This is a genomic window from Sphingomonas sp. dw_22, assembly GCF_018449795.1.
GTDB lineage: Bacteria > Pseudomonadota > Alphaproteobacteria > Sphingomonadales > Sphingomonadaceae > Sphingomonas.
Genome location: NZ_JAAVVE010000004.1, coordinates 1 through 19,275, shown reverse-complemented (window position 1 = coordinate 19,275; position 19,275 = coordinate 1). Strand labels below are relative to the sequence as shown.

Annotated in this window: 12 protein-coding genes and 3 pseudogenes; 9 read left to right on the top strand and 6 right to left on the bottom strand. The window is 66.2% G+C overall.

Translation table 11 applies throughout. The features are described 5' to 3' along the window. Positions 1–150: 150 nt before the first annotated feature. A complete protein-coding gene (locus HB724_RS20360; protein ID WP_256731300.1) occupies positions 151–564 on the bottom strand; it encodes a hypothetical protein in 414 nt (137 codons plus the stop codon). On the opposite strand from HB724_RS20360, the pseudogene HB724_RS20355 reads away from it, so the two are divergent. From HB724_RS20355 to HB724_RS02645, 3 pseudogenes are all read left to right on the top strand, one after another. Next, positions 503–631 (top strand): annotated as a pseudogene (locus HB724_RS20355) (IS5/IS1182 family transposase); the annotation flags it as partial. The gene HB724_RS20360 and the pseudogene HB724_RS20355 sit on opposite strands and share 62 nt — an antisense overlap. Positions 632–692: 61 nt before the next feature. After that, positions 693–1,813, top strand: a pseudogene (locus HB724_RS02650) (IS3 family transposase). An 18-nt stretch (positions 1,814–1,831) separates the two neighbouring features. Then, positions 1,832–2,214 (top strand): annotated as a pseudogene (locus HB724_RS02645) (transposase); the annotation flags it as partial. 74 nt (positions 2,215–2,288) lie between these two features. On the opposite strand, the gene HB724_RS02640 reads toward HB724_RS02645, so the two are convergent. The 4 genes from HB724_RS02640 to HB724_RS02625 all read right to left on the bottom strand — a co-directional run bounded on the left by HB724_RS02640 (position 2,289) and on the right by HB724_RS02625 (position 5,370). Continuing rightward, the gene (locus tag HB724_RS02640) at positions 2,289–2,621 is read right to left on the bottom strand and encodes a GFA family protein (RefSeq protein ID WP_213979360.1); all 333 of its coding nucleotides are present in this window, start codon (positions 2,619–2,621) and stop codon (positions 2,289–2,291) included. Between the two features lie 9 nt (positions 2,622–2,630). Next, a complete protein-coding gene (locus tag HB724_RS02635) occupies positions 2,631–2,861 on the bottom strand; it encodes a hypothetical protein (protein ID WP_213979359.1) in 231 nt (76 codons plus the stop codon). Positions 2,862–2,907: 46 nt separating this feature from the next. Further along, positions 2,908–4,470: a carboxylesterase/lipase family protein gene (locus HB724_RS02630; RefSeq protein WP_213979358.1), complete on the bottom strand. Its 1,563-nt coding sequence runs from the start codon at positions 4,468–4,470 to the stop codon at positions 2,908–2,910. A 114-nt stretch (positions 4,471–4,584) separates the two neighbouring features. After that, the gene (locus HB724_RS02625; protein ID WP_218625045.1) at positions 4,585–5,370 is read right to left on the bottom strand and encodes a 2-keto-4-pentenoate hydratase; all 786 of its coding nucleotides are present in this window, start codon (positions 5,368–5,370) and stop codon (positions 4,585–4,587) included. Positions 5,371–5,800: 430 nt separating this feature from the next. Here HB724_RS02625 and HB724_RS02620 point away from each other — a divergent pair, with 430 nt between their 5' ends. Then, the gene (locus HB724_RS02620) at positions 5,801–9,577 is read left to right on the top strand and encodes a LamG domain-containing protein (protein ID WP_256731280.1); all 3,777 of its coding nucleotides are present in this window, start codon (positions 5,801–5,803) and stop codon (positions 9,575–9,577) included. 67 nt (positions 9,578–9,644) lie between these two features. Here HB724_RS02620 and HB724_RS02615 read toward each other — a convergent pair whose 3' ends face one another. Continuing rightward, a complete protein-coding gene (locus HB724_RS02615) occupies positions 9,645–10,535 on the bottom strand; it encodes a LysR family transcriptional regulator (RefSeq protein WP_213979357.1) in 891 nt (296 codons plus the stop codon). A 94-nt stretch (positions 10,536–10,629) separates the two neighbouring features. Between HB724_RS02615 and HB724_RS02610 the strand changes: the two genes are divergently transcribed. The 5 genes from HB724_RS02610 (at position 10,630) to HB724_RS02590 (ending at position 19,153) form a co-directional block, all read left to right on the top strand. Beyond that, positions 10,630–11,826, top strand: a complete 1,197-nt coding sequence (locus tag HB724_RS02610) for a mandelate racemase/muconate lactonizing enzyme family protein (protein WP_213979356.1) — start codon at positions 10,630–10,632, stop codon at positions 11,824–11,826. Next, positions 11,823–13,130: a C4-dicarboxylate transporter DctA gene (gene dctA / locus HB724_RS02605; RefSeq protein WP_213979355.1), complete on the top strand. Its 1,308-nt coding sequence runs from the start codon at positions 11,823–11,825 to the stop codon at positions 13,128–13,130. Before HB724_RS02610 ends, dctA begins: the two co-directional genes overlap by 4 nt. Beyond that, positions 13,127–14,629, top strand: coding sequence for a DUF885 family protein (locus HB724_RS02600; RefSeq protein WP_213979354.1), 1,503 nt, complete (start codon positions 13,127–13,129; stop codon positions 14,627–14,629). The genes dctA and HB724_RS02600 overlap by 4 nt, the downstream gene beginning before the upstream one ends. 106 nt (positions 14,630–14,735) lie before the next feature. Beyond that, positions 14,736–17,612, top strand: a complete 2,877-nt coding sequence (locus HB724_RS02595; protein WP_213979353.1) for a TonB-dependent receptor — start codon at positions 14,736–14,738, stop codon at positions 17,610–17,612. A 59-nt stretch (positions 17,613–17,671) separates the two neighbouring features. After that, complete coding sequence (locus tag HB724_RS02590; protein WP_213979352.1) at positions 17,672–19,153, top strand: glycoside hydrolase family 28 protein; 1,482 nt, start codon at positions 17,672–17,674, stop codon at positions 19,151–19,153. The last annotated feature ends 122 nt before the right edge of the window (positions 19,154–19,275 follow it).

The following is a 19,275-nucleotide window of genomic DNA, read 5'->3' as shown; positions in this document are numbered from 1 at the left end:
ACTCGTAGGGGTCACCAATATTTTCAAGTACTTAGCTTGAAAATGTCAGTTGCAAAATGCAACACGTATAATAAGCGCGGACGTATTTCACCGGACATAGTCGGACTTTGAAGCGTTCGCGTAGCGCCTTAGGCACGGCGGCCTGCTGTCTCAAACCGACTCCCGAGGGCAACGATCTGGTGTCTGGCGCAAACTACCTGGTTCGGCATGGCGTTCAGCAGATTTCCAAGGGCACAGCGCTCCTAGTCCACCAGATAAGTAGCACACCAGATATTCGCCGATAGTCGACGCGCGAACTGCGAAAGAGCAGCCAATTCCATTCAAGCAGCTTCGAAACGCAAACACCAATAAGCTGACAAGCGTCAAAAAAATGCCAGGATCGGGATCCATAAACGGGATTCCCTTGGCGGCACGAATGTGATTCATGCTCTCCGGCAGCGGGAACATGGATTTGAGCGAGTTCTGGTTGAGCGACACGCAGTTCGCCCGGCTTAGTCCGCCGCTGCCAGACAAGGTGCGAGAAGTTTCGCGGGTCGATGATCGCCGAGTGATCAGCGGCATCATTCACGAGGTGAAATCGGGCGACCGCTGGGTCGATGCGCCACCCTGTTACGGGTCGCGCAAGACACTTGACGTGTGCCCCTGGAATGTGACCGATTTTGAGTAGAGGCCGACGGAAGGAGTCGGACGGAATGAAGCGCAGCAGGTTCAGCGAAGAGCAGATCATCGCGATCTTGAAGGAGCAGGAGGCGGGCATGGCGACGGCGGAGGTGTGCCGGCGTCACGGGATCAGCTCGGCGACGTTCTACAAGTGGAAGTCGAAATATGGCGGGCTGGAGGTGTCCGAGGCTCGTCGGTTGCGAGCGCTGGAGGACGAGAACGCCCGGCTGAAGAAGCTGGTGGCCGAGGTGATGCTCGACAACGTCGTGCTGAAGGATCTGGCCTCAAAAAAATGGTGACGCCCGGCGCTAAGCGGGAAGCCGTCGCTCATGCCCGTGCACATCACGGGCTGAGCGAGCGTCGGGCGGGCAGTCTGGTCGGCGTGAGCCGCCGGGTGATCCGGTATCAGCCGACGAGAGGCGATGATGCGCCCTTACGGGCGCGCCTGCGTGAACTGGCGGCGGAGCGCCGCCGGTTCGGGTATCGGCGGCTGGGCTATCTGCTGGCGCGCGAGGGTATGGCGCCCAACCACAAGAAGCTGCGGCGGATTTACCGCGAGGAGAACCTGCGCGTCCGCCGTCGCGGTGGCCGCAAACGTGCGCTTGGAACGCGTGCGCCGATAATGCTGCCGGATGGGCCGAACCAGCGCTAGTCGCTCGACTTCGTCTCCGATACCCTGACGTGCAGCCGTCGGTTCCGCATCTTGTGTGTGGTGGACGACTATACGCGGGAGTGCCTGGCGCTGGTTGCCGACACGTCCTTGTCCGGCGTGCGGGTCGCCCGGGAACTGACGCGGCTTACGGGCATGCGCGGCAAGCCGCATACGGTGGTCAGCGACAACGGCACCGAACTGACCTCGTCGGCGATCCTGCGATGGTCGCAAGAGCGCCGGGTCGAGTGGCATTACATCGCGCCGGGCAAGCCGATGCAGAACGGCTTCGTCGAGAGCTTCAACGGCCGCCTGCGAGACGAATGCCTCAACGAGACGCTGTTCACGTCGCTGGCCCATGCCCGCTTCGTGCTCGACACCTGGCAGCACGATTACAACCACGTCAGGCCGCACTCGAAACTGGGCGGGAAGACCCCCGCAGAGATCGCCGGCCAACGTCAACCAACCATCATGAAGGAGCCGGACTCTACCTCTGAGTGGTAACAATCAGGGGCGCACGTCACACTCTATAATCGGTTCGTGCGGTGGGCCGCCAAAGCAGTTGGCAGGAGATGTTCGTCGCGCTTGCGGCAGCGGGCGGGCCGCCAGCCGAAGTCCTGCTCGACGATCTCGCGCCGCGCACCATAGTGCTTGCCAATAAGGCTTATGACAGCAACGCGATACGCGACCTGATCGAGCGCCAAGGCGCCGTGCCCAACATTCCGTCCAAGGCCAACCATCGCTGGAAAAGCTGCTTCTCGCGAACGCTGCACAAAGGTCGGAATGCCGTAGAGCGCATGTTCTGTCGCCTCAAGAACTACCGCCGCATTGCGAACCGCTACGACAAACTTGCCATCAACTTCCTTGGTGCGATCTATTTGGTTGCCGCCGTTACATGGTGGTTGCGAAAAAGCCGGCGTCAGTCGCGGTTGCCACGTGGATGGCGGCAAGGGGTGGAAAGCGTATGCCGACGACGGACTTAATCCGCGTTGTCGAATTTCCTCACCTCGACGGTCGTTTCGTCGAATGAGTCGAGTAAGCGGGCGTTGATGCCCACTTTACCGAAATCTTCCTCAAGGGTCTGCCAGTGTGTACCGCAGCCGCAGATTGGGCAGTGGTGAATACCGATCATTCGATCGCCCCAGATATAGGCGGTCGTCTCGCCTGAAATGTTCACCTGCTCCGGCGGGAAGTAAGCGACACGCCAGGCCAGTCGACGACAGAGAGAGCAATTACAGTCCGCCACCCATTCCGGCTGGCTTGGCAGCTCTATCCGCACATTACCGCAGTGACAGCTTCCACGAACGCCCATCACGGCCTTTTACCGCGATTTTGGAATGTCCGCTATTCGCGAGAGCGGAGGGTTATGAGTCCCGATCCCAGGTGGCCCCTCGGCGGCGATCCGCTCGGCCCCCGCCTTCGCCTCGCCATGGCGCTCATGCGCGAAGCGGCGCAGCATCGTCCAGCCGATCTCCCCGCGCTTCGCCCAGCAGAGCAACTGGTGTAGCTCGACCGGCAGCAGCGATGCCCCATGTGCCCAATATTCGAACAACCGGCGCTGACGCTTATGCTCCCAGGCGTCCCGCGCGGATCGGCCGTTACGAGCCCGGCTGGATATAGGGCACGCGCGCCCAGAGCTCACGCTCCCATTTGCGCGGATCGTCGGCGACGCGGCTGGTGGTGTCGAACACCATCGTTGCCCTGCCCGGCAGCGTATAAGGTGACCAGACGGGCAGCCCCTTCGCCACCGGCTGGCCGGTGCGCGCGAGCGCGGCAAAGGCACCCATCACCTGGGCACTTAGCTTCTGCGCCGCCGGGCCGGTGCCGGTGAAGGAGCCCGATGCGTCGAGCGTGCCGAAGGCGAGCGCGATGTCCATGGTGTGCGGCGCGCCGCGTTCGGGCTGGGTCGACGACTTGTAGTCGACCTGATAGACCCAGGTCGATTTCGCCCCCGCCGCCGCGCGGGCATCCGCCTCCAGCCATTGCCCCGGCCAGCTCCGCCCGGCGGTGGTCGCGCGGTAGAAGATGTCGGTCGGCGTATCCGCCGGGAAATGCCCGCGATACTGGGCCACCACCCATTCGGGAAGCAGGTCCATGCGGATCTCGGGCGCGATGCGCGCGGCGAGATTGTCCCAGGTGACCCCTTGCGCCCGCGCCGATTCGGGCGGGATGAAGGCGCGCGTCTCGTCATGCGTGTTGCCGAGAATCATCGGGATCGCCAGCGACTGCGGATTGGCGTCGGGCCAGAAGGGGTGACGCACCAGCCATTTCATGTCGAGCACCGGCCCCAAATAGAGTCCTCCGCCCAGGATCGGATCGCGCGCGTCGAGCGCGTCGGCCAACTTCTCGGTCGGCATGTCGAACAGCGGGCCGAGATCGCCCGATTTAACGCCCAGCCTGGCGAGATAGACCTCGGCGCGCTGGGTGGCGTTGAGCGGCCCCGATGCTGTTACCTGCTGGCCGCTCATCGTCGCGCAACTATGGAACAGCCCTTTGGCCGCAGGCATGCCCATCAGCGTCGCGATCTTGGCGCCTCCGCCCGACTGGCCGAACAGGAACACCCGCCCCGGATCGCCGCCGAACGCCGCGATATTGTCATGCACCCATTGCAGCGCGAGGATCAGGTCGAGCTGGCCGGCATTGCCGCTGTCCGCGAAGCGCGAATCGAACCGGGCGAGATAGAGATAGCCGAAGGCGTTGAGCCGGTGATTGACGGTGACGACCACCACGTCCTCGGCCGCCGCCAGCTTCGCGCCGTCATTTAGCGGCACGGTGACGGTGCCATTCGAATAGGCGCCGCCATGGATATAGAGCATCACGGGGCGCTTCGCGGCAGGGTCGGTGCCAGGCGTCCAGATGTTGAGGAACAGGCAATCCTCGGACTGCTGGCTGTCGCCATTGCGCTCCTGCGGGCAGATCGGTCCGAATTCGTGCGCGGGCACCGTCTGGCCGGGCGTGGCATAGGGACGCGGCGCCATGAAACGGGCAGCCTTTCCGTAGCGGATGCCACGAAAGCGCAGCAGCCCGTCGACGCGATCGCCCGCGAACCAGCCCGCCTTCGTCTCCACGATCGGATCGCCCGCCGCCGCGCGCACCACCAGCGGCATCGCCGCCAGCCCCACGCCGCCCGCCATCACCGATCGCCGCGTAATCCCGTCCATCGCATCCCTCCCACCATGCGCCGGATTTGCCCGGCGTCGTTATTCGGCGGACGTGCGGCCCGCCTTCGCAAAATGATGCCGGATCGCGCGGGAGCCGCCCGCCAGGCCCGGAAGTCAGCCGATCGCGCAGCGCACCACGTAGCTATCCCCGAACCGCGCCTCCACCTGCGCGCCGAGGCACACCGGATGGACGCCGGTAATGGCGCCGGTCGATATCCACTGACCCGCCGCCAGCGGAAGCCGCCGGTCGCGCGCAAGCTCGAACAGGAAGCGGATGGCGCCGAACGGCCCGTCGAGCATCTGCCGCGCGGTCGCCTCGCCCGCCGGCTCGCCGTCGATCGTCAGCGTCACCGGCCAGTCGAGAAAGCCCGAATCGCGCGCCAGCGCGGCGCCGATCACGAGGCCGTTATTGTTGCCGAAATCGGAAATGGTGACGGCCGGGCCATGCGCGTTGATGCCCGGAAAGGGGGAACTGGCGACTTCGATGCCGACATGGACGGCATCGACATGCGCCGCGACATCGTCGTTGCTCCAATCCCGGTCGAAACTCGCAGGCAGTTCGCCCAGGCGCAGCAGATATTCCGCCTCGGCCGCGGCGAAGCCGTCGTGGAAGACCGGCATCACCGGCGATCCGTCGACCGATTCGACAACGCTGTCTGCAAAGATGGGGCCAGCAAGACGGTTGGTGCCATAGGTAGCGTCCAGCGGCTCGGGAATCTTGCCCACCTTCCATCCGGCGATCCGATCGCCGAACAGCGCGATGGCCCGCTCCTGGATGCCATAGGCCTCGTCGAGCGTCTGGGGCAGATCGCCCGGATAATCGATCAGCGCGCTTCCCGCCTGGCGCGCCGCAACGAATGCATGGGCGATCGCTTCCGCCGGTTCCCGTCTTTCAATCAATGCATGATCCTTATCTGCATATCGCGTCGGAATCGCGGGTATCCACCGCCCGTGGCGCGCGGACGGGCGTCGCCGGGAGCATCCGGTACGATGCCGGACCGTGTCGAGAACCGATGCGCGATTTCCCTCTCCAGTGCCGTCCGCCCCGGCTTTTTCCGCAGGTTGGCGGGCTGGGGAAGATGCTACCGGTGTCAGATCAACTCGTCAACGCGGCTCGCGCTTTCCTCGCATTCCGGCGCGACGTGTCCAGGCCGCGACGACGCCCCGACGCATGGCTCCACGGATGGCCCTGATTACCCGCCGCGCTGCGACTCGGCGCAATCCGGGAGCAAGAAATCGGACACAATTTTTCATTTGCCACCGGTGTCAGCCGCTGACATGCATTAGGCAAAATCAAAAACAGGGCAATTGCCCGTTTGGGGAGGCTGTCATGATGGTTCGTTCGACCACGCGTTTTCTTGCGGGCACGGCGCTGGCGCTGTGCGTCGCCTGTCCCGCCACCGCCCAGACCGGGGATGGCCTGCTTTTCCGCGCGTCGGGCGACAAGGACGCCACCGCGGAGCGCGCGAGCGGCGATGCGGTGCCCAATTTCCAGAGCAAGGTCACGCGCGTCGCCGACGGCGCGATCGGCGGCGCCTTCCGCTGGGCGGATGACGGCTATGTCGCCTGGAACGCACCCGGCAACATCCAGGCACAGCGCGGCACCCTCTCCTTCTTCTGGCGCTCGCGCGAGCGCGTGGGCGAGGCGCCCTTCGCGATCTTCCGCGTTGGCTTCGCCGATCATTCGAGCTGGGACATGGCGTTCCTGCGCATCGACTGGAACGGCCACGGCTTCGACGCCTTCGTCACCGACACCAACCTGTCGCGCGAGCGCGTTTCCTTCCGCCTGCCCGAAAGTCCCGCGCCCGAAGCCTGGCACCATATCGCCTTCAGCTGGGACGAGACGGTGGGCGTGCGCCTCTATGTCGACGGCAAGGAGGCGGCACGGCTCGACCAGAAGGCCGATCTCGATTCGGGGCTCGACCAGTTCGGCCTGGCCGGCCGCATCATCGCGCCGCACCAGGTGCAGAGCCGCTACAGCTTCATGCGCGGCAGCGATGTCGACGAGATCCGCGTCTATGACCGCATGCTGGACGCCGCCGGCATTGCCGCGCTCGCCGCCAAGTCCGATCCCGCCGCGCAGCCCGTGCCCGGCGCGGCCGCCAAGCGCGCCGCCTGGCTCCACCGCTTCGGCTGGGACCGCGCCTCCCCGCCCGTGCTCGACAGCGCCGAGACCAGCATCCGCAAGGTCGAGTTTTCCGACGCCAAGGATCTCAAGGAATGGATGTGGAAGGGCATCGACGGCATCGCCGAGACGACCTGGCCGGGCGTCTATAACCGCTCGAAGCTCCCCGGCCGCGACGATTATTTCGAGCTGCCCGACTGGAACGTCTATGTCGAAGGCGGCAAGACCTACACGCTCGCCGTTCCGGCCGGCGAGCATTTCAACCGCGTCGAGATTCGCGGTGCCGCCTATGGCGCGCTCGATTATGCGGCGGATGGCGGCAGCTTCCGCAACGTCGCGAAACGCCCCCAAGGGGTGGTGCGCAGCTTCGATTCGCTGCCCGGGGGCACCGGCGGCGTGCTGCGCTTTACCAACACGATGCAGGAGCAGCCGATCCAGGAGATCTGGGCCTATGACGTGAAGGCGGGCAAGGAGCCCGAGGGCAGTTTCAAGCTCAGTTACGCGATCGACTCCAAGGACGGCGCCGATTTCGCCGCGCTCGACAAGCTCAACCGCTTCATCGCCGGGCGCTATGCCCCCGATGAGCGCGCCACCGTCGTCGCGCTGCCGAGCGTGGCCGGCCATGCCGCGCCGGGGGCGGGCAACGCCGCCGATGCGAGCGCGGCCTCGCATGTCGAGGGCGCGCAGCCCATCGTCCATGTGCTGATCCCCTCGGGCTTCGGCGACGCCTATCCGGGCCGTCCGCTGGCGCGCGCTTGGAACTATGGCTGGGAAGATGTCCATGACGGGCTGGATGGCATCGCGCTCGACATTCCCGCGCTCAAGGCGACGCCCGGCGCCGATGGCCTGATCCCGCTCAACATCCGAGTGAAGGATCCGATCTGGCCGGGCCGCGACATGGTCGATGTATCCGTCTCGGTCCGCCCGGGCGAGGCGCGGACCCTGTGGCTCGACCTGCGCGATCGCATCCTGACCAACGACAGCCTCTATCTGACGATCGCCTCCGCCGCGCCCGATTTCGGGCCGAAATCGCTCGACGGGACGCAGGTTCGCCTGGTGTTCAAGGACCGCGCCGCCGCGCTCCCCGAGCATATCGCCGATCGCTTCAATCAGGTGAAGGACAATTGGGCCTTCCTGGTCGAGGAGCACACCGCCTCGAAGCGCGCGGCGCTCTATCGCCGGGTGTTCGGCGACATCACCGATCTCCTGCGCGCCGATCCCGACAATGTCGAGGGGCGCCGCTATTGGGCGGACATCAGCTACGGCGCCTACAAGCTGCCCGCGTTCAAGCAGCCCGAGGCGCCCGCCGGCGTGCCGCTCTGGGCCTTCCGCCAGCTCGAAGACCTGAAGCTCACCCGCGAATTCGTGAACTGGTGGATCGACAATCGCCAGGTTCCCTATGGCGATTTCGGCGGCGGCATCTCGGACGATGTCGACCTGACCGAGCAATGGCCCGGGCTGGCGCTGATGGGCGTCGACCTGGACAAGATCAACGCTTCGCTCCGCGCGCTCTCGGACTCGGTCTACACCAACGGCATGCGCGTGAACGGGCTGGGCTATATCACCACCGACGAGCTCCACGCCTATGAGGAGGGGCTGAACAGCGACGCCGAGCGGCTCTATCTCAACTGGGGCGAACCCAAGGCGATCGAGCGGCTGATGGCCACCGCCAAGGCGCTGCAGGGCGTGATCCTTAAGAACCCCGCCGGGCACATGCACTTCGCCACCAACTGGTATGGCGGGCGGAAAATGTATCGCGAAGGGCCGTGGGAATGGCAGAAGCCCTATAGCTTCACTGTGATGCACGCGCCGATCCTGATCGGCCTGTATAACGGCAACCAGCAGGCCGAGGGCCTCGTCACCAGCGTGGTCGACGGCTGGATGACCCATGGCAAGCAGGACGCCAAGGGCAACTGGACCTATCCGAACGAGATCAACTGGCGCACCGATGCCGAGCGCGTGGGCGACGGCGGCGGTCTCTACACTTCACTCCAGTCGGCCTGGGCGGCGTGGCGCTTCACTGGCGACGCGAAATATCTCCAGCCGATGTTGAGCCGCACCGCGAAGAACGGCCCGGCCTCGGTCCAGGATCTCAACGAGAATGTCGTCGCGCTGCTCGGCCAGGACAAAGACTGGGCGAAGACGCTCGCCGCCAAGGGCAAGGGCGCCAGCCCGTTCGAGCAATGGGCGGCATGGGACGCCACCAGTGACACCGCCCATCTCGAATCGCTCCATGCCGACGCGATCGCCGAGAAGGCGCAGCACCAATATATGTATACCCTGGGCCATTGGTGGTCCGATCGCGTCGAGCAGCCCAACGACATCCTCCAGCGCGAGCGGCTGGGCGGCATCGCGCTGTCACGCAACCAGACCTGGCCGGGCAACACGGTGAGCTGGCGCTTCGACGATCCCGAAGGCGCGACGCAGACCGCGATCCTGATGCCGGGGGCCACCCCCACCCATTTCAAGGTGATCGCCTACAACACCGGCGACCGCCCGCAATCGGCCGAGATGACGAGCTGGAACGTCGACCCCGGCCAGTGGGAGATGAAGACCGGCGGCACCACGACGCAAGTGCCGCTCGAACGCAGCGCCTCGACCCGCGTCGCCTTCGCGCCGCACGCGACGACCGAGATCGAGTTTACGCTCCGGACGCCAAGCAGCACCGTCTCGGCCCGCCCCGACCTCGGCATCGGCACCGACGACGTGGCGGTGCAGGGGCGGAACGTCTCCGTGACGGTCCACAACCTCGGCGCGCAGGATACTTCGGGCGGCACGATCACGATCGAGGATGCGAATGGCAAGGCACTGGCGACCGCCAAGGTGCCGGCGATCGCGGCGCCGCTCGACCTGACGCCGAAGACAGCGGTGGTGAAGCTGGCGCTGCCCAAGGGCGCCGCGCGGATCCACGTAGCGCTGGAAGGCGGCGCGCCGGAGGTGACGCGGCGCAACAATGTGGTGGCGCTGCCAACCGCCAAATGATCCCAAACTCCTGGCCGGAACAGGCGCGGTCCCCCTCCCCGTTCCGGGGAGGAATTGCCTCATGCGCTTATTGCATTGCAGCAGCGCTCCAGAACCGTTCCGCCGCAGCCGTCTGGCGCGCGGCGGGGCGGAACAGGTGGATTTCCACCGGCACTTCCCACTCCGCTCCGCCCGCCCGTACCAGCACGCCGCACGCTAAGTCCTGATCGGCGAGGCTCGCCGGCAGCCAGGCAATCCCGCTTCCTTCGCGCGCCAGACCGAGCAGGGTGGCCGCAAGATGCGCCTCGAACCGCGTTTCGAGCCCCGGCGCCCGCTCCTTGAAATGCTGCGCCGCGAGGATACGGCCCAGGCCCGATTCACTGCTATAGGCAAGCAAAGGCAACACCCCGCCCGCCTCCAGCCGCCAGCGCGGCGCGCCTTCAGAATCGGGCGCGCAGAACGGCACCAGCGCATCATGCCCCACCGGTACCGAGCGAAAGGCCCGCGGCTCGAACCGGCCCGGCGCGGCCAGATGGCGATGGCAGAGCAGGAACTGCGCCTGCCCCTGCAGCATCAGCTCCTCGCAGGCTTGCATGCTGTCCGACACCAGCCGCACTGCACCCACCGCCGCTCGCATCTCGATCCCGCGTATCCAGTGCGGGAAGAAAGTGAAGGACAGCGCATGCGTCGCCGCGAAATGGAGCATCGCACCCTCGCGGCTGCCCAGCTCGCGCGCCTCGCGGCGCAGATTCGTGATGCTTCGCACGAAGGCAGGAGCGCTGCGCGCGAACAGCTCGCCCGCCGGGGTGAGCGTCGCCCGCTGCGCCCCGCGCACGAATAGTGGGGTGCCGGCCCATTCCTCCAGCGCCCGGATACGCCGGCTGAACGCAGGCTGGGTAACGTGCCGCGCCTCAGCCGCGCGCGAGAAATTGCCGCTTTCCGCGAGCGCCAGGAAATCCTCGAGCCAGTTCAGGTCCATGATGCAAAATCCGCATAGCCGAAGCGGACTTCGGCATTAGCAGGCCCGGCCGGGCGGGGCTATCCGGGCGATCGAGTTTTCGAAGGGAGGCAGCATGCGCATCGTTGAAGTTCGCGAGAAGACCGTCTCGATCGCGTCTCCGATCGCCAATGCCTATATCGACTTTTCGAAGATGACCTGCTCGGTCGTCGCAGTCGTCACCGATGTGGTGCGCGACGGGCGGCCGGTGATCGGCTACGGCTTCAATTCCAACGGCCGCTACGGCCAGGGCGCGCTGATGCGCGAGCGCTTCCTGCCGCGCCTCGCCGAGGCCGCGCCGGAGACGCTGATCGACGAGGCCAATGGCAATCTCGATCCCTTCGCCATCTGGGCGACGCTGATGACCAACGAGAAGCCGGGCGGCCATGGCGAACGCTCGGTCGCGGTCGGCACGATCGACATGGCGATGTGGGACGCGGTGGCGAAGATCGCCGGGGTGCCGCTCTACCGGCTGCTCGCCGATCGCTACGGCAACGGCGCGGCGCCCGACGACCAGGTCTGGGTCTATGCGGCGGGCGGCTATTATTATCCGGGCAAGGATCACAAGCAGCTTCAGGACGAGTTCCGATCTTATCGCGACCGGGGCTATCAGGTCTGCAAGATGAAGGTCGGCGCGGTACCGCTCGAAGAGGATATCGCCCGCATCGAAGCCGCGCTGGAAATCGTCGGCGACGGGCAGAACCTCGCGGTCGACGTCAACGGCCGCTTCGATCTCGACACCGCGATCCGCTTCGGCGAGGCGATCCGGCCCTATAATCTCTTCTGGTACGAAGAGGTGGGCGATCCGCTAGACTATGCGCTCCAGGCCGAGCTTGGCCGCCATTATGACGGTCCGATGGCCACCGGCGAGAATCTGTTCTCGCACCAGGATGCGCGCAACCTGCTCAGGTTCGGCGGCATGCACCCCGAGCGCGACTGGCTCCAGTTCGATTGCGCGCTCTCTTATGGCCTGGTCGAATATCTCCGCACGCTCGAGGTGCTGCGCGAGGAAGGCTGGTCGAGCCGCCGCGTGGTACCGCATGGCGGCCACCAGATGTCGCTCAACATCGCCGCCGGCCTGCATCTGGGCGGCAATGAGAGCTACCCGGATGTGTTCAAGCCGTTCGGCGGCTTCGCCGACGGGATCGCGGTCGAGGACGGCTATGTCCGGCTGCCTGACGTTCCGGGCATCGGTTTCGAGGCGAAATCGGAGCTTTACGCCCTGATGCAGACGCTTACCGAAGACATCTCGCCGCGGACGATCGCGGCATGAGCGAAGCGGCGGCAGCGCTTCCGGTGCGGCCGCCCGCCGCGCGGAAGTGGCTCGGCCAGCTTTACGTCCAGGTGCTGATCGCCATGGCGCTGGGCATCGCGATCGGCATCGCCGCGCCCGGCTTCGCCGTCCAGCTCAAGCCGTTCGCGGACGGCTTCATCAAGCTCATCAAGATGCTGCTCGCACCGATCATCTTCGGCACGATCATCGTCGGCATCGCGCAGATGGGCAGCCTGAAGGAAGTCGGCCGGATCGGCTTCAATGCACTTCTCTACTTCGAAATCCTGTCGACGATCGCGCTGGCGGTAGGCCTGATCGTCGCCAATCTGCTCCAGCCCGGCGCGGGGATGCACGTCGATCCCGGCACGCTCGACGGCGCCGCCGCGAGCGCCTTCACCGCGCGCGCCGCGCATGAGCCCGGCATCACGGGCTTCCTGCTGGGCATCATCCCCGACAGTTTTGCGGGCGCCTTCACCGCAGGCAGCATGTTGCAGGTAATCCTGCTCGCCGTGCTGCTCGGCATCGCGGCGAGCGGCATGGGCAGCCGGGTCGAGCGCACCGTGGCGCTGGTGGAGGATTTCACGGCGCTGATGTTCCGCGTGGTGGGGCTGGTGATGCGGCTCGCGCCGATCGGCGCCGGGGCGGGCATGGCCTTCACCATCGGCAAATATGGCGTCGGCACGCTCTGGTCGCTCGGGCACCTGCTGCTGGCGCTCTACCTCACCTCGATCCTGTTCGTCGTCGTGGTGCTGGGGCTGGTGATGCGCATCGTCGGCCTCTCGCTGCCCCGGCTGCTGCGCTATCTCAAGGACGAACTGCTCGTCGTGCTCGGCACCTGCTCCACCGAGGCCGTGCTGCCGCAGGTGATGGACAAGCTGGAACGGCTCGGCGTCTCGCGCCCGGTGGTGGGGCTGGTACTTCCGGCGGGCTATACGTTCAACACCGACGGCACCTGCATCTATCTGACGATGGCGGCATTGTTCATCGCACAGGCCACCGACACGCCGCTCGATATCGGGCACCAGATCATCCTGCTCGGCGTGCTGCTGCTCACGTCCAAGGGCTCGGCAGGCGTGGCCGGCGCGGGCTTCGTCGCGCTGGCGGCGACCGTCTCCACCATCCCCTCGATCCCGGTCGCGGGGCTGGTGCTGCTGCTGGGCGTCGATCGCTTCCTCAACGAGGCCCGCGCCGTCACCAACCTGATCGGCAACAGCGTCGCGACCATCGCCGTCGCCCGCTGGGAGGGCGAACTGGATCTCGACCGCGCCCGCGCGACGCTTTCCGGCAGGGAGACATCGGCATGAGGCGCCGCGATCTGCTCGCCGCCGCAGGCATCGCCGCGCTGCCGCGCATCGCGCGCGCGGCGCGGGACCGCGATGCCAAGCTGAAAGCCGCGCTCGACAGCCTCGCCAGGCTCGACACGCCGGAAGCGAAGTTGAAGCGTCTCGCCGGCTTCGATCCCTCCCAACTCTCGCCCTCGGCGCGGATCGACCTCGATACGGTGCGCGCCGGGCTGGAGGTCGACGCCCGGCTCGTCGCGCGCTTTCCGATCGGAAGGCTGGGCCGCACGCCCTATACGGTTTCGCCGACCGCCGGCGCCTGGCGCGATGCCGGCAAGGGCAAGGACGATGCCGCGCTCGCGCAAGATATCGCCAAGGAAAGCGAGGGCATCCGCGCCGACGCCGCGCACGGCGTGATCCTGCCCCTCCCCCTGCTCGACAAGACGCTCGCCAGCATCCGCGCCGTCGCCGCCCGGGCCGGCGATCCAGTCGCCCCCAGGCTCGGCGAGCAGGCCGCCTTGCTCGCCGGGCTCCGCGCCCGCGCACCCGCCGAACCCGGCGTCGGCCACTTCCCCGGCGGCACCGACTATTTCGCGTTGCTGCTCGAACGCCATTACGTCGCCTACATCGCACCGGCCGAGGCGCACCGCATTTTCGCTGAGAAGGCGCATGAACTAACCGCGCGCGCCGACACGGTGCTCAGGCGGCTCGGCTATGCGGAGGGCGGTGTCGGCGCCCGGATCAGTGCCGCGTTCCAGGATCCGCGCTTCCTCTATTCCGACGACGATGCCGGCCGCGACCGCGCCATGGCGGACATGAACGCCCGGCTCGACAAGGTCCGCCCGCGCCTGCCGGCGCTGTTCGGCCCGCTTCCCCCGCAATGCCTGAACGTGGCCGCACGGAGGATGCCGGCGGAGGAGGAAGCGACGGGCAGGCAGGGCTATCGCGTCGTCCCCACCCCGGCCATGTCGGGCAGCTATTTCGTCGACCTGAAACGCATCCGCGCGCGCCCGTCCTGGACGCTCGGCGCGGTGGCGCATCACGAGTTGCTGCCCGGCCACATGATCCAGCTTCCGATCGAAGCCGAATCGGCGCCCCACCCGCTGCGGATCGATTATGCCCCCGCCTTCGCCGAAGGCTGGGCCGTCTATGCCGAGCAGCGCATGGCCGATGACGGCGCGTTCGCCGGTGATGACCGCGCCCTGCTGGGCCATTTGCACTGGCTCTTGTTCCGTATTGGGCGCGGACTGGTTGACACCGGTGTCCGCCTAGGACAAGATTCGCTGGTCCAGACGAGCGACAAGCTCGCGGCATTGCAGGGGGAGGCTATTTATTTCGCGCCGATGGCGCAGGATATCGAGCGAATCTGCATAGAGCCGGCCATTCGAGCCGCCGAAGCGCTGACCTGGCTGGGTCTGGCGCGACTGGGCGCGGCGGCGAAGGCCCAGAGCCCCGGAACGCTCAGGAATTTCCATCGCAAGGTGCTCGCCAACGGACGCAAGCGTTTCGCGATGATCGCATAGAGAGTCGGCACAAGCCGGCCGGGAATTCAAAAAGACAGCGGACCGACGAAAACAGTTCGGCCGTAAGGTTTTGAAAAAATGGGAGAGAGAGATGCGTAAAGGGAATATGAGGCGAAGTGCGTGGTTTGCCGGCGTATCGCTGGCCGTCATGGCCGGCACAGCCGGTTTCGCGGCACCGGCACTGGCGCAGGATACAAGCTCCGACGCAGCGCAAACCGCACCGGTGGATAGCAGCGCGGCGCAGGAATCCACCAACGACGAAATCGTTGTCACCGGTTTCCGTGGCAGTCTTGCGCGCGCGCTCGACGTGAAGCGCACCGAGGCCGGCTCGGTCGACACCATCCTTGCCGAGGACATCGGCAAGTTCCCCGACCTGAACCTGTCCGAATCCATCCAGCGCGTGCCCGGCGTGGCGCTGGCGCGTGACGGCGGCGAAGGCCGCCAGATCTCGGTGCGCGGCCTGGGCCCGCAGTTCACGCGCGTCCGCATCAACGGCATGGAGGCGATCGCCACCGCCGGCGGCTCGGATGCCTCGGGCGGCACCAATCGCGGCCGCGGCTTCGACTTCAACGTCTTCGCCGCCGATCTCTTCAACGGCATCACGGTCCGCAAGACTGCCGATGCCGTGACCGAGGAGGGCTCGCTCGGCGCCACCGTCGATCTCAACACGGCGCATCCGTTCGACTATAAGGCGGGCTTAACCCTCGCCGCCTCGGCGCAGGGGGGCTATAATGACCTGTCCAAGAAGTTCTCGCCCCGCGCCGCCGCGATGCTTTCGTGGCGCAATCAGGACGAAACCTTCGGCGTGCTCCTCTCGGGCGCCTATACCAAGCGCCAGATCATCGAGAGCGGCTATTCGACCGTGCGCTGGACGACCAACACCGCTGGCGTCGCCCCGGGATTCGAAAGCTGGCTCGGCACGCCGTGCGCATACACCTCGGCAAGCGCACCTTCCACGACGCCCGCCTGCGCGGAAGCCAACAAGCTCTTCCACCCGCGCTTCCCACGCTACGACTATTACATCACCGATCAGGAGCGCATCGGCGTCACCGGCTCGATCCAGTGGAAGCCGACCGAGAACACCTCGCTGACCATCGACGGGCTGTATGCCGACTTCAAGGGCACGCGTGAGGAACGCTATCTCGAAGCCAACGGCTTTTCGGTGGCCGGCCTGTGCACTACCGCGCCGAAGCCCGCCAATTGCGGCGTCAACGATACCGACGTGATCGACGCCACCGTTCAGGACGGCACGATCGTCAAGGGCACCTTCAACGGCGTTGACCTGCGCACCGAGAACCGCTTCGACCGGCTCGACACCAAGTTCAAGCAGGTGACCGCCAATTTCGACCAGAAGCTCGGCGACAGCCTTAGCGTCAACCTGCTGTTCGGCATGTCGCGTTCGGATCACCAGAACCCGATCCAGAACACGGTGACGTTCGACCAGTATAATGTCGACGGCTACAGCTACGACTATAGCGACCGCAAGAATCCGGTGTTCAACTTCGGCAACGCCAATCTCAGCGGCCCGCAGGGTTGGGTGTTGAGCCAGATCCGCCTGCGCGCCGCATCGGCCAAGAACGAGTATGACACCGGTCAGCTCAACCTGAAATGGGAGCTGACCGACGACTTCAAGGTCAGCGCGGGCGGTTCGTACAAGCGTTACGCCTTCGCCAGCACCGATCTGCGCCGTTCGAACGGCACCACTTCGGCGCAGGACACCAACCTCGCCTGCTGCACGCTGCCGGGCGACACGCTCGACCAGTTCGGCCATATCGTAACGATCGAGGGTCAGAGCTATTTCGGACCCGATTATTTCGCCGCGCGCGACTATTTCGGGCTCGAGGATCCGACTGCGCGCAATGGCACCTTCCGCCTCGGGATCGAGCCGGGCCTGTCGGGCAACACCAGCGTCACGGAGCATGACAAGAGCGGCTATCTGCAATTCGATTTCGATCGCGACCTGGGCGCCTTCACCTTCCGCGGCAACGCGGGCGTGCGCTACGTCCAGACCTTCCAGCGCGCGCAGGGCTATTCCTTCTCGAGCGGCGCGCCGCTGCCGATCACCTCGTCACGCACCTATGAGGACTGGCTGCCTTCGGTGAACCTCGTGTTCGAACCGAGCAAGGAGATCATCATCCGCGCCGCCGCCGCCAAGGTGATGGCCCGCCCGGACCTGGGCAGCCTGCCGCCGTCTGCGACGGTGCAGGTGTCCGGCGCTAATCGCAGCGTGTCGGTCGGCAATCCGAACCTCGATCCGTTCCGCGCCACCACGCTCGATTTCGCGGCCGAGTGGTATTACCAGCCCGGCGCGCTGATCTCGGTCGCGCTGTTCCAGAAGGACATCGACAGCTTCGTGCAGACGGTGCAGTCGTCGGGCGCCTACAGCTCCAACCCGTTCGGTCTGCCGGACAGCCTGGCGATCGCGGCCTGCGGAAACCAGTATCCGACCACGTGCAGCCCGGATCAGGCCAACTGGACCTTCTCCGCGCCGCGCAACACGCCGGGCGGCCGCCTGCGCGGCTATGAGATCAATTTCCAGCAGCCGTTCAAATTCCTACCCGGCATCCTGAGCAATTTCGGCGTGCTGCTGAACTACACCCACGTCACGTCGAAGATTAAGTATCTCAATTCGTCGGGCGCGGTGGTGAAGGAAGGCGATCTCACCGGCCTTTCGAGCGACAGCGCGAACGCCACCCTCTATTACGAGGACAAGCTGATCAGCGCCCGCGTCTCCGGCGCCTATCGCAGCGGCTATCTGAGCGATGCGGTCGGCACCCAGGGCGTGGACAGCCAGGGCACCAACAAGACCTTCAACCTCGATGCCTCGCTGCAGATCACGCTGACCGACCAGTTCAAGCTGACCTTCGAAGCGGTGAACCTGACCGACCAATATCAGGACCAGTTCGTCGACAGCCGGAACCTGCTCTCGGTCTATCACCATACGGGCCGCGAGTTTCTCGCCGGTATTCGCTTCAACTATTGATCGCCCCCTGCCGGCGCGGCATCCCCGCCGCGTCGGCACTCCTTTTTCGGACCGATCCCATGCCTCAGCCGATCTGGACCACACGGCGCGATTTCCTGGCCCGGACCGCCGGGCTGAGCGCAGCGTTCGCCTCCGCCCCCGCCCATGCACGGGCGGTCGCCCCATGGGACCGCGCCGCCGCCCCGGCGGACGAAAGCCCCCCCGCATGGGCGGAGGCGGAGGCGATCCGCCGGCGCATTCGTCCGCCGAGCTTCCCCCGCGCCAACCGCTTCACCCCGCAGCAGTTCGGCGGCGTGCCCGATGGCAAGACGCTCGCCACCCAGGCCATCGCCCGCGCGATCGAGGCGGCCTCCCGCGCGCCCGGCGGCGGCCGCGTGGTGGTGGAGGGCGGCGTGTGGCTCACCGGGCCGATCCACCTGCGCTCCAATGTCGAGCTGCACGTCGATCGCGAGAGCATCATCCGCTTCGCGCGCGATCCCGCGCTCTATTTCCCGCCGGTGCTCACCCGGATGGAGGGCAACGAGCTGATGGGCATCTCGCCCTTCATCTACGCGATCGATTGCGAGAATGTCGCAATCACCGGCCATGGCGTCCTCGACGGCCAGGCCGATACCGAGCATTGGTGGCACTGGAAGCACGGCCCCGACGACGGATCGGAGGGTGACAGCGAACGCCTGAAGCGCCTCGCCGAGGAGGGCGTGCCCGTGGCGAAGCGCGTGTTCGCCCCCGGCTCGACCATCCGCCCGCAATTCATCCAGCCCTATCGCTGCCGCAACGTGCTGATCGAGGGCCTCACCATCATCCGCTCGCCGATGTGGGAGATCCATCCGGTCGAGTGCGAGAATGTGACGGTGCGCGGCCTCACCATTTCGAGCCACGGCCCCAATAATGACGGCTGCGACCCCGAAAGCTGCCGCGACGTGCTGATCGAGAACTGCCTGTTCGACACCGGCGACGATTGCATCGCGATCAAGTCCGGCCGCAACGCCGACGGCCGGCGCCTGAAGCGGCCGACCGAGAACGTCATCGTCTCCGGCTGCGTGATGGCGGACGGGCATGGCGGCGTGACGCTGGGCAGCGAGATCACCGGCGGCGTGCGCAACGTCTTCGTCGAGAATTGCCGGATGGACAGCCCCCGGCTCAACACCGCGATCCGATTCAAGAACAACGCGATGCGCGGCGGCACGCTGGAGAATGTCCATGTGCGCGACGTGACCGTGGGCCAGGTCGATCGCGCGGCGATCACGATCGACTATAATTACGGTGAAGGCGCCAAAGGCGGCTTCACGCCGGTCTTCCGGGGCCTGACGATCGAGCGTCTGCTCGTCGGCCGCTGCCAGCGCGTGCTGGACCTCCAGGGCTTCGCCAACGCGCCGATCCGCGACATCCGGCTGGTCGACTGCGCGGTGGTGCGCGCCGCCGAGCCCGACATCGTCAGCCATGTCGAGGGGCTGCGCTATGAGAATGTCCGCCGCAACGGCCAGCCCGTGTCCGGCCCCACGCCGGGCGGGGTCGCCGTGCCGGCCGGCAGGGACGGCTGAGAGGAGGATCGAGGGGCATGAAGGGAATGTTTCGCGGGGCTGCCGCGCTCGGCATGCTGCTCTGGCTGGCCCCGCCCGCCAGGCCCCGGGCGCGGCGCGGCCCCCCCCCCCCCCCCCCCCGG

Bases quoted from the DNA above. Each gene is read 5' to 3' on its own strand.
- HB724_RS02610 (WP_213979356.1), top strand. From the start codon at position 10,630: ATGCGCATCGTTGAAGTTCGCGAGAAGACCGTCTCGATCGCGTCTCCG.
- HB724_RS02615 (WP_213979357.1), bottom strand. From the start codon at position 10,535: ATGGACCTGAACTGGCTCGAGGATTTCCTGGCGCTCGCGGAAAGCGGC.
- HB724_RS02620 (WP_256731280.1), top strand. From the start codon at position 5,801: ATGATGGTTCGTTCGACCACGCGTTTTCTTGCGGGCACGGCGCTGGCG.
- HB724_RS02590 (WP_213979352.1), top strand. From the start codon at position 17,672: ATGCCTCAGCCGATCTGGACCACACGGCGCGATTTCCTGGCCCGGACC.
- HB724_RS20360 (WP_256731300.1), bottom strand. From the start codon at position 564: ATGATGCCGCTGATCACTCGGCGATCATCGACCCGCGAAACTTCTCGC.
- HB724_RS02600 (WP_213979354.1), top strand. From the start codon at position 13,127: ATGAGGCGCCGCGATCTGCTCGCCGCCGCAGGCATCGCCGCGCTGCCG.
- HB724_RS02630 (WP_213979358.1), bottom strand. From the start codon at position 4,470: ATGGACGGGATTACGCGGCGATCGGTGATGGCGGGCGGCGTGGGGCTG.
- HB724_RS02595 (WP_213979353.1), top strand. From the start codon at position 14,736: ATGAGGCGAAGTGCGTGGTTTGCCGGCGTATCGCTGGCCGTCATGGCC.
- HB724_RS02640 (WP_213979360.1), bottom strand. From the start codon at position 2,621: ATGGGCGTTCGTGGAAGCTGTCACTGCGGTAATGTGCGGATAGAGCTG.
- dctA (WP_213979355.1), top strand. From the start codon at position 11,823: ATGAGCGAAGCGGCGGCAGCGCTTCCGGTGCGGCCGCCCGCCGCGCGG.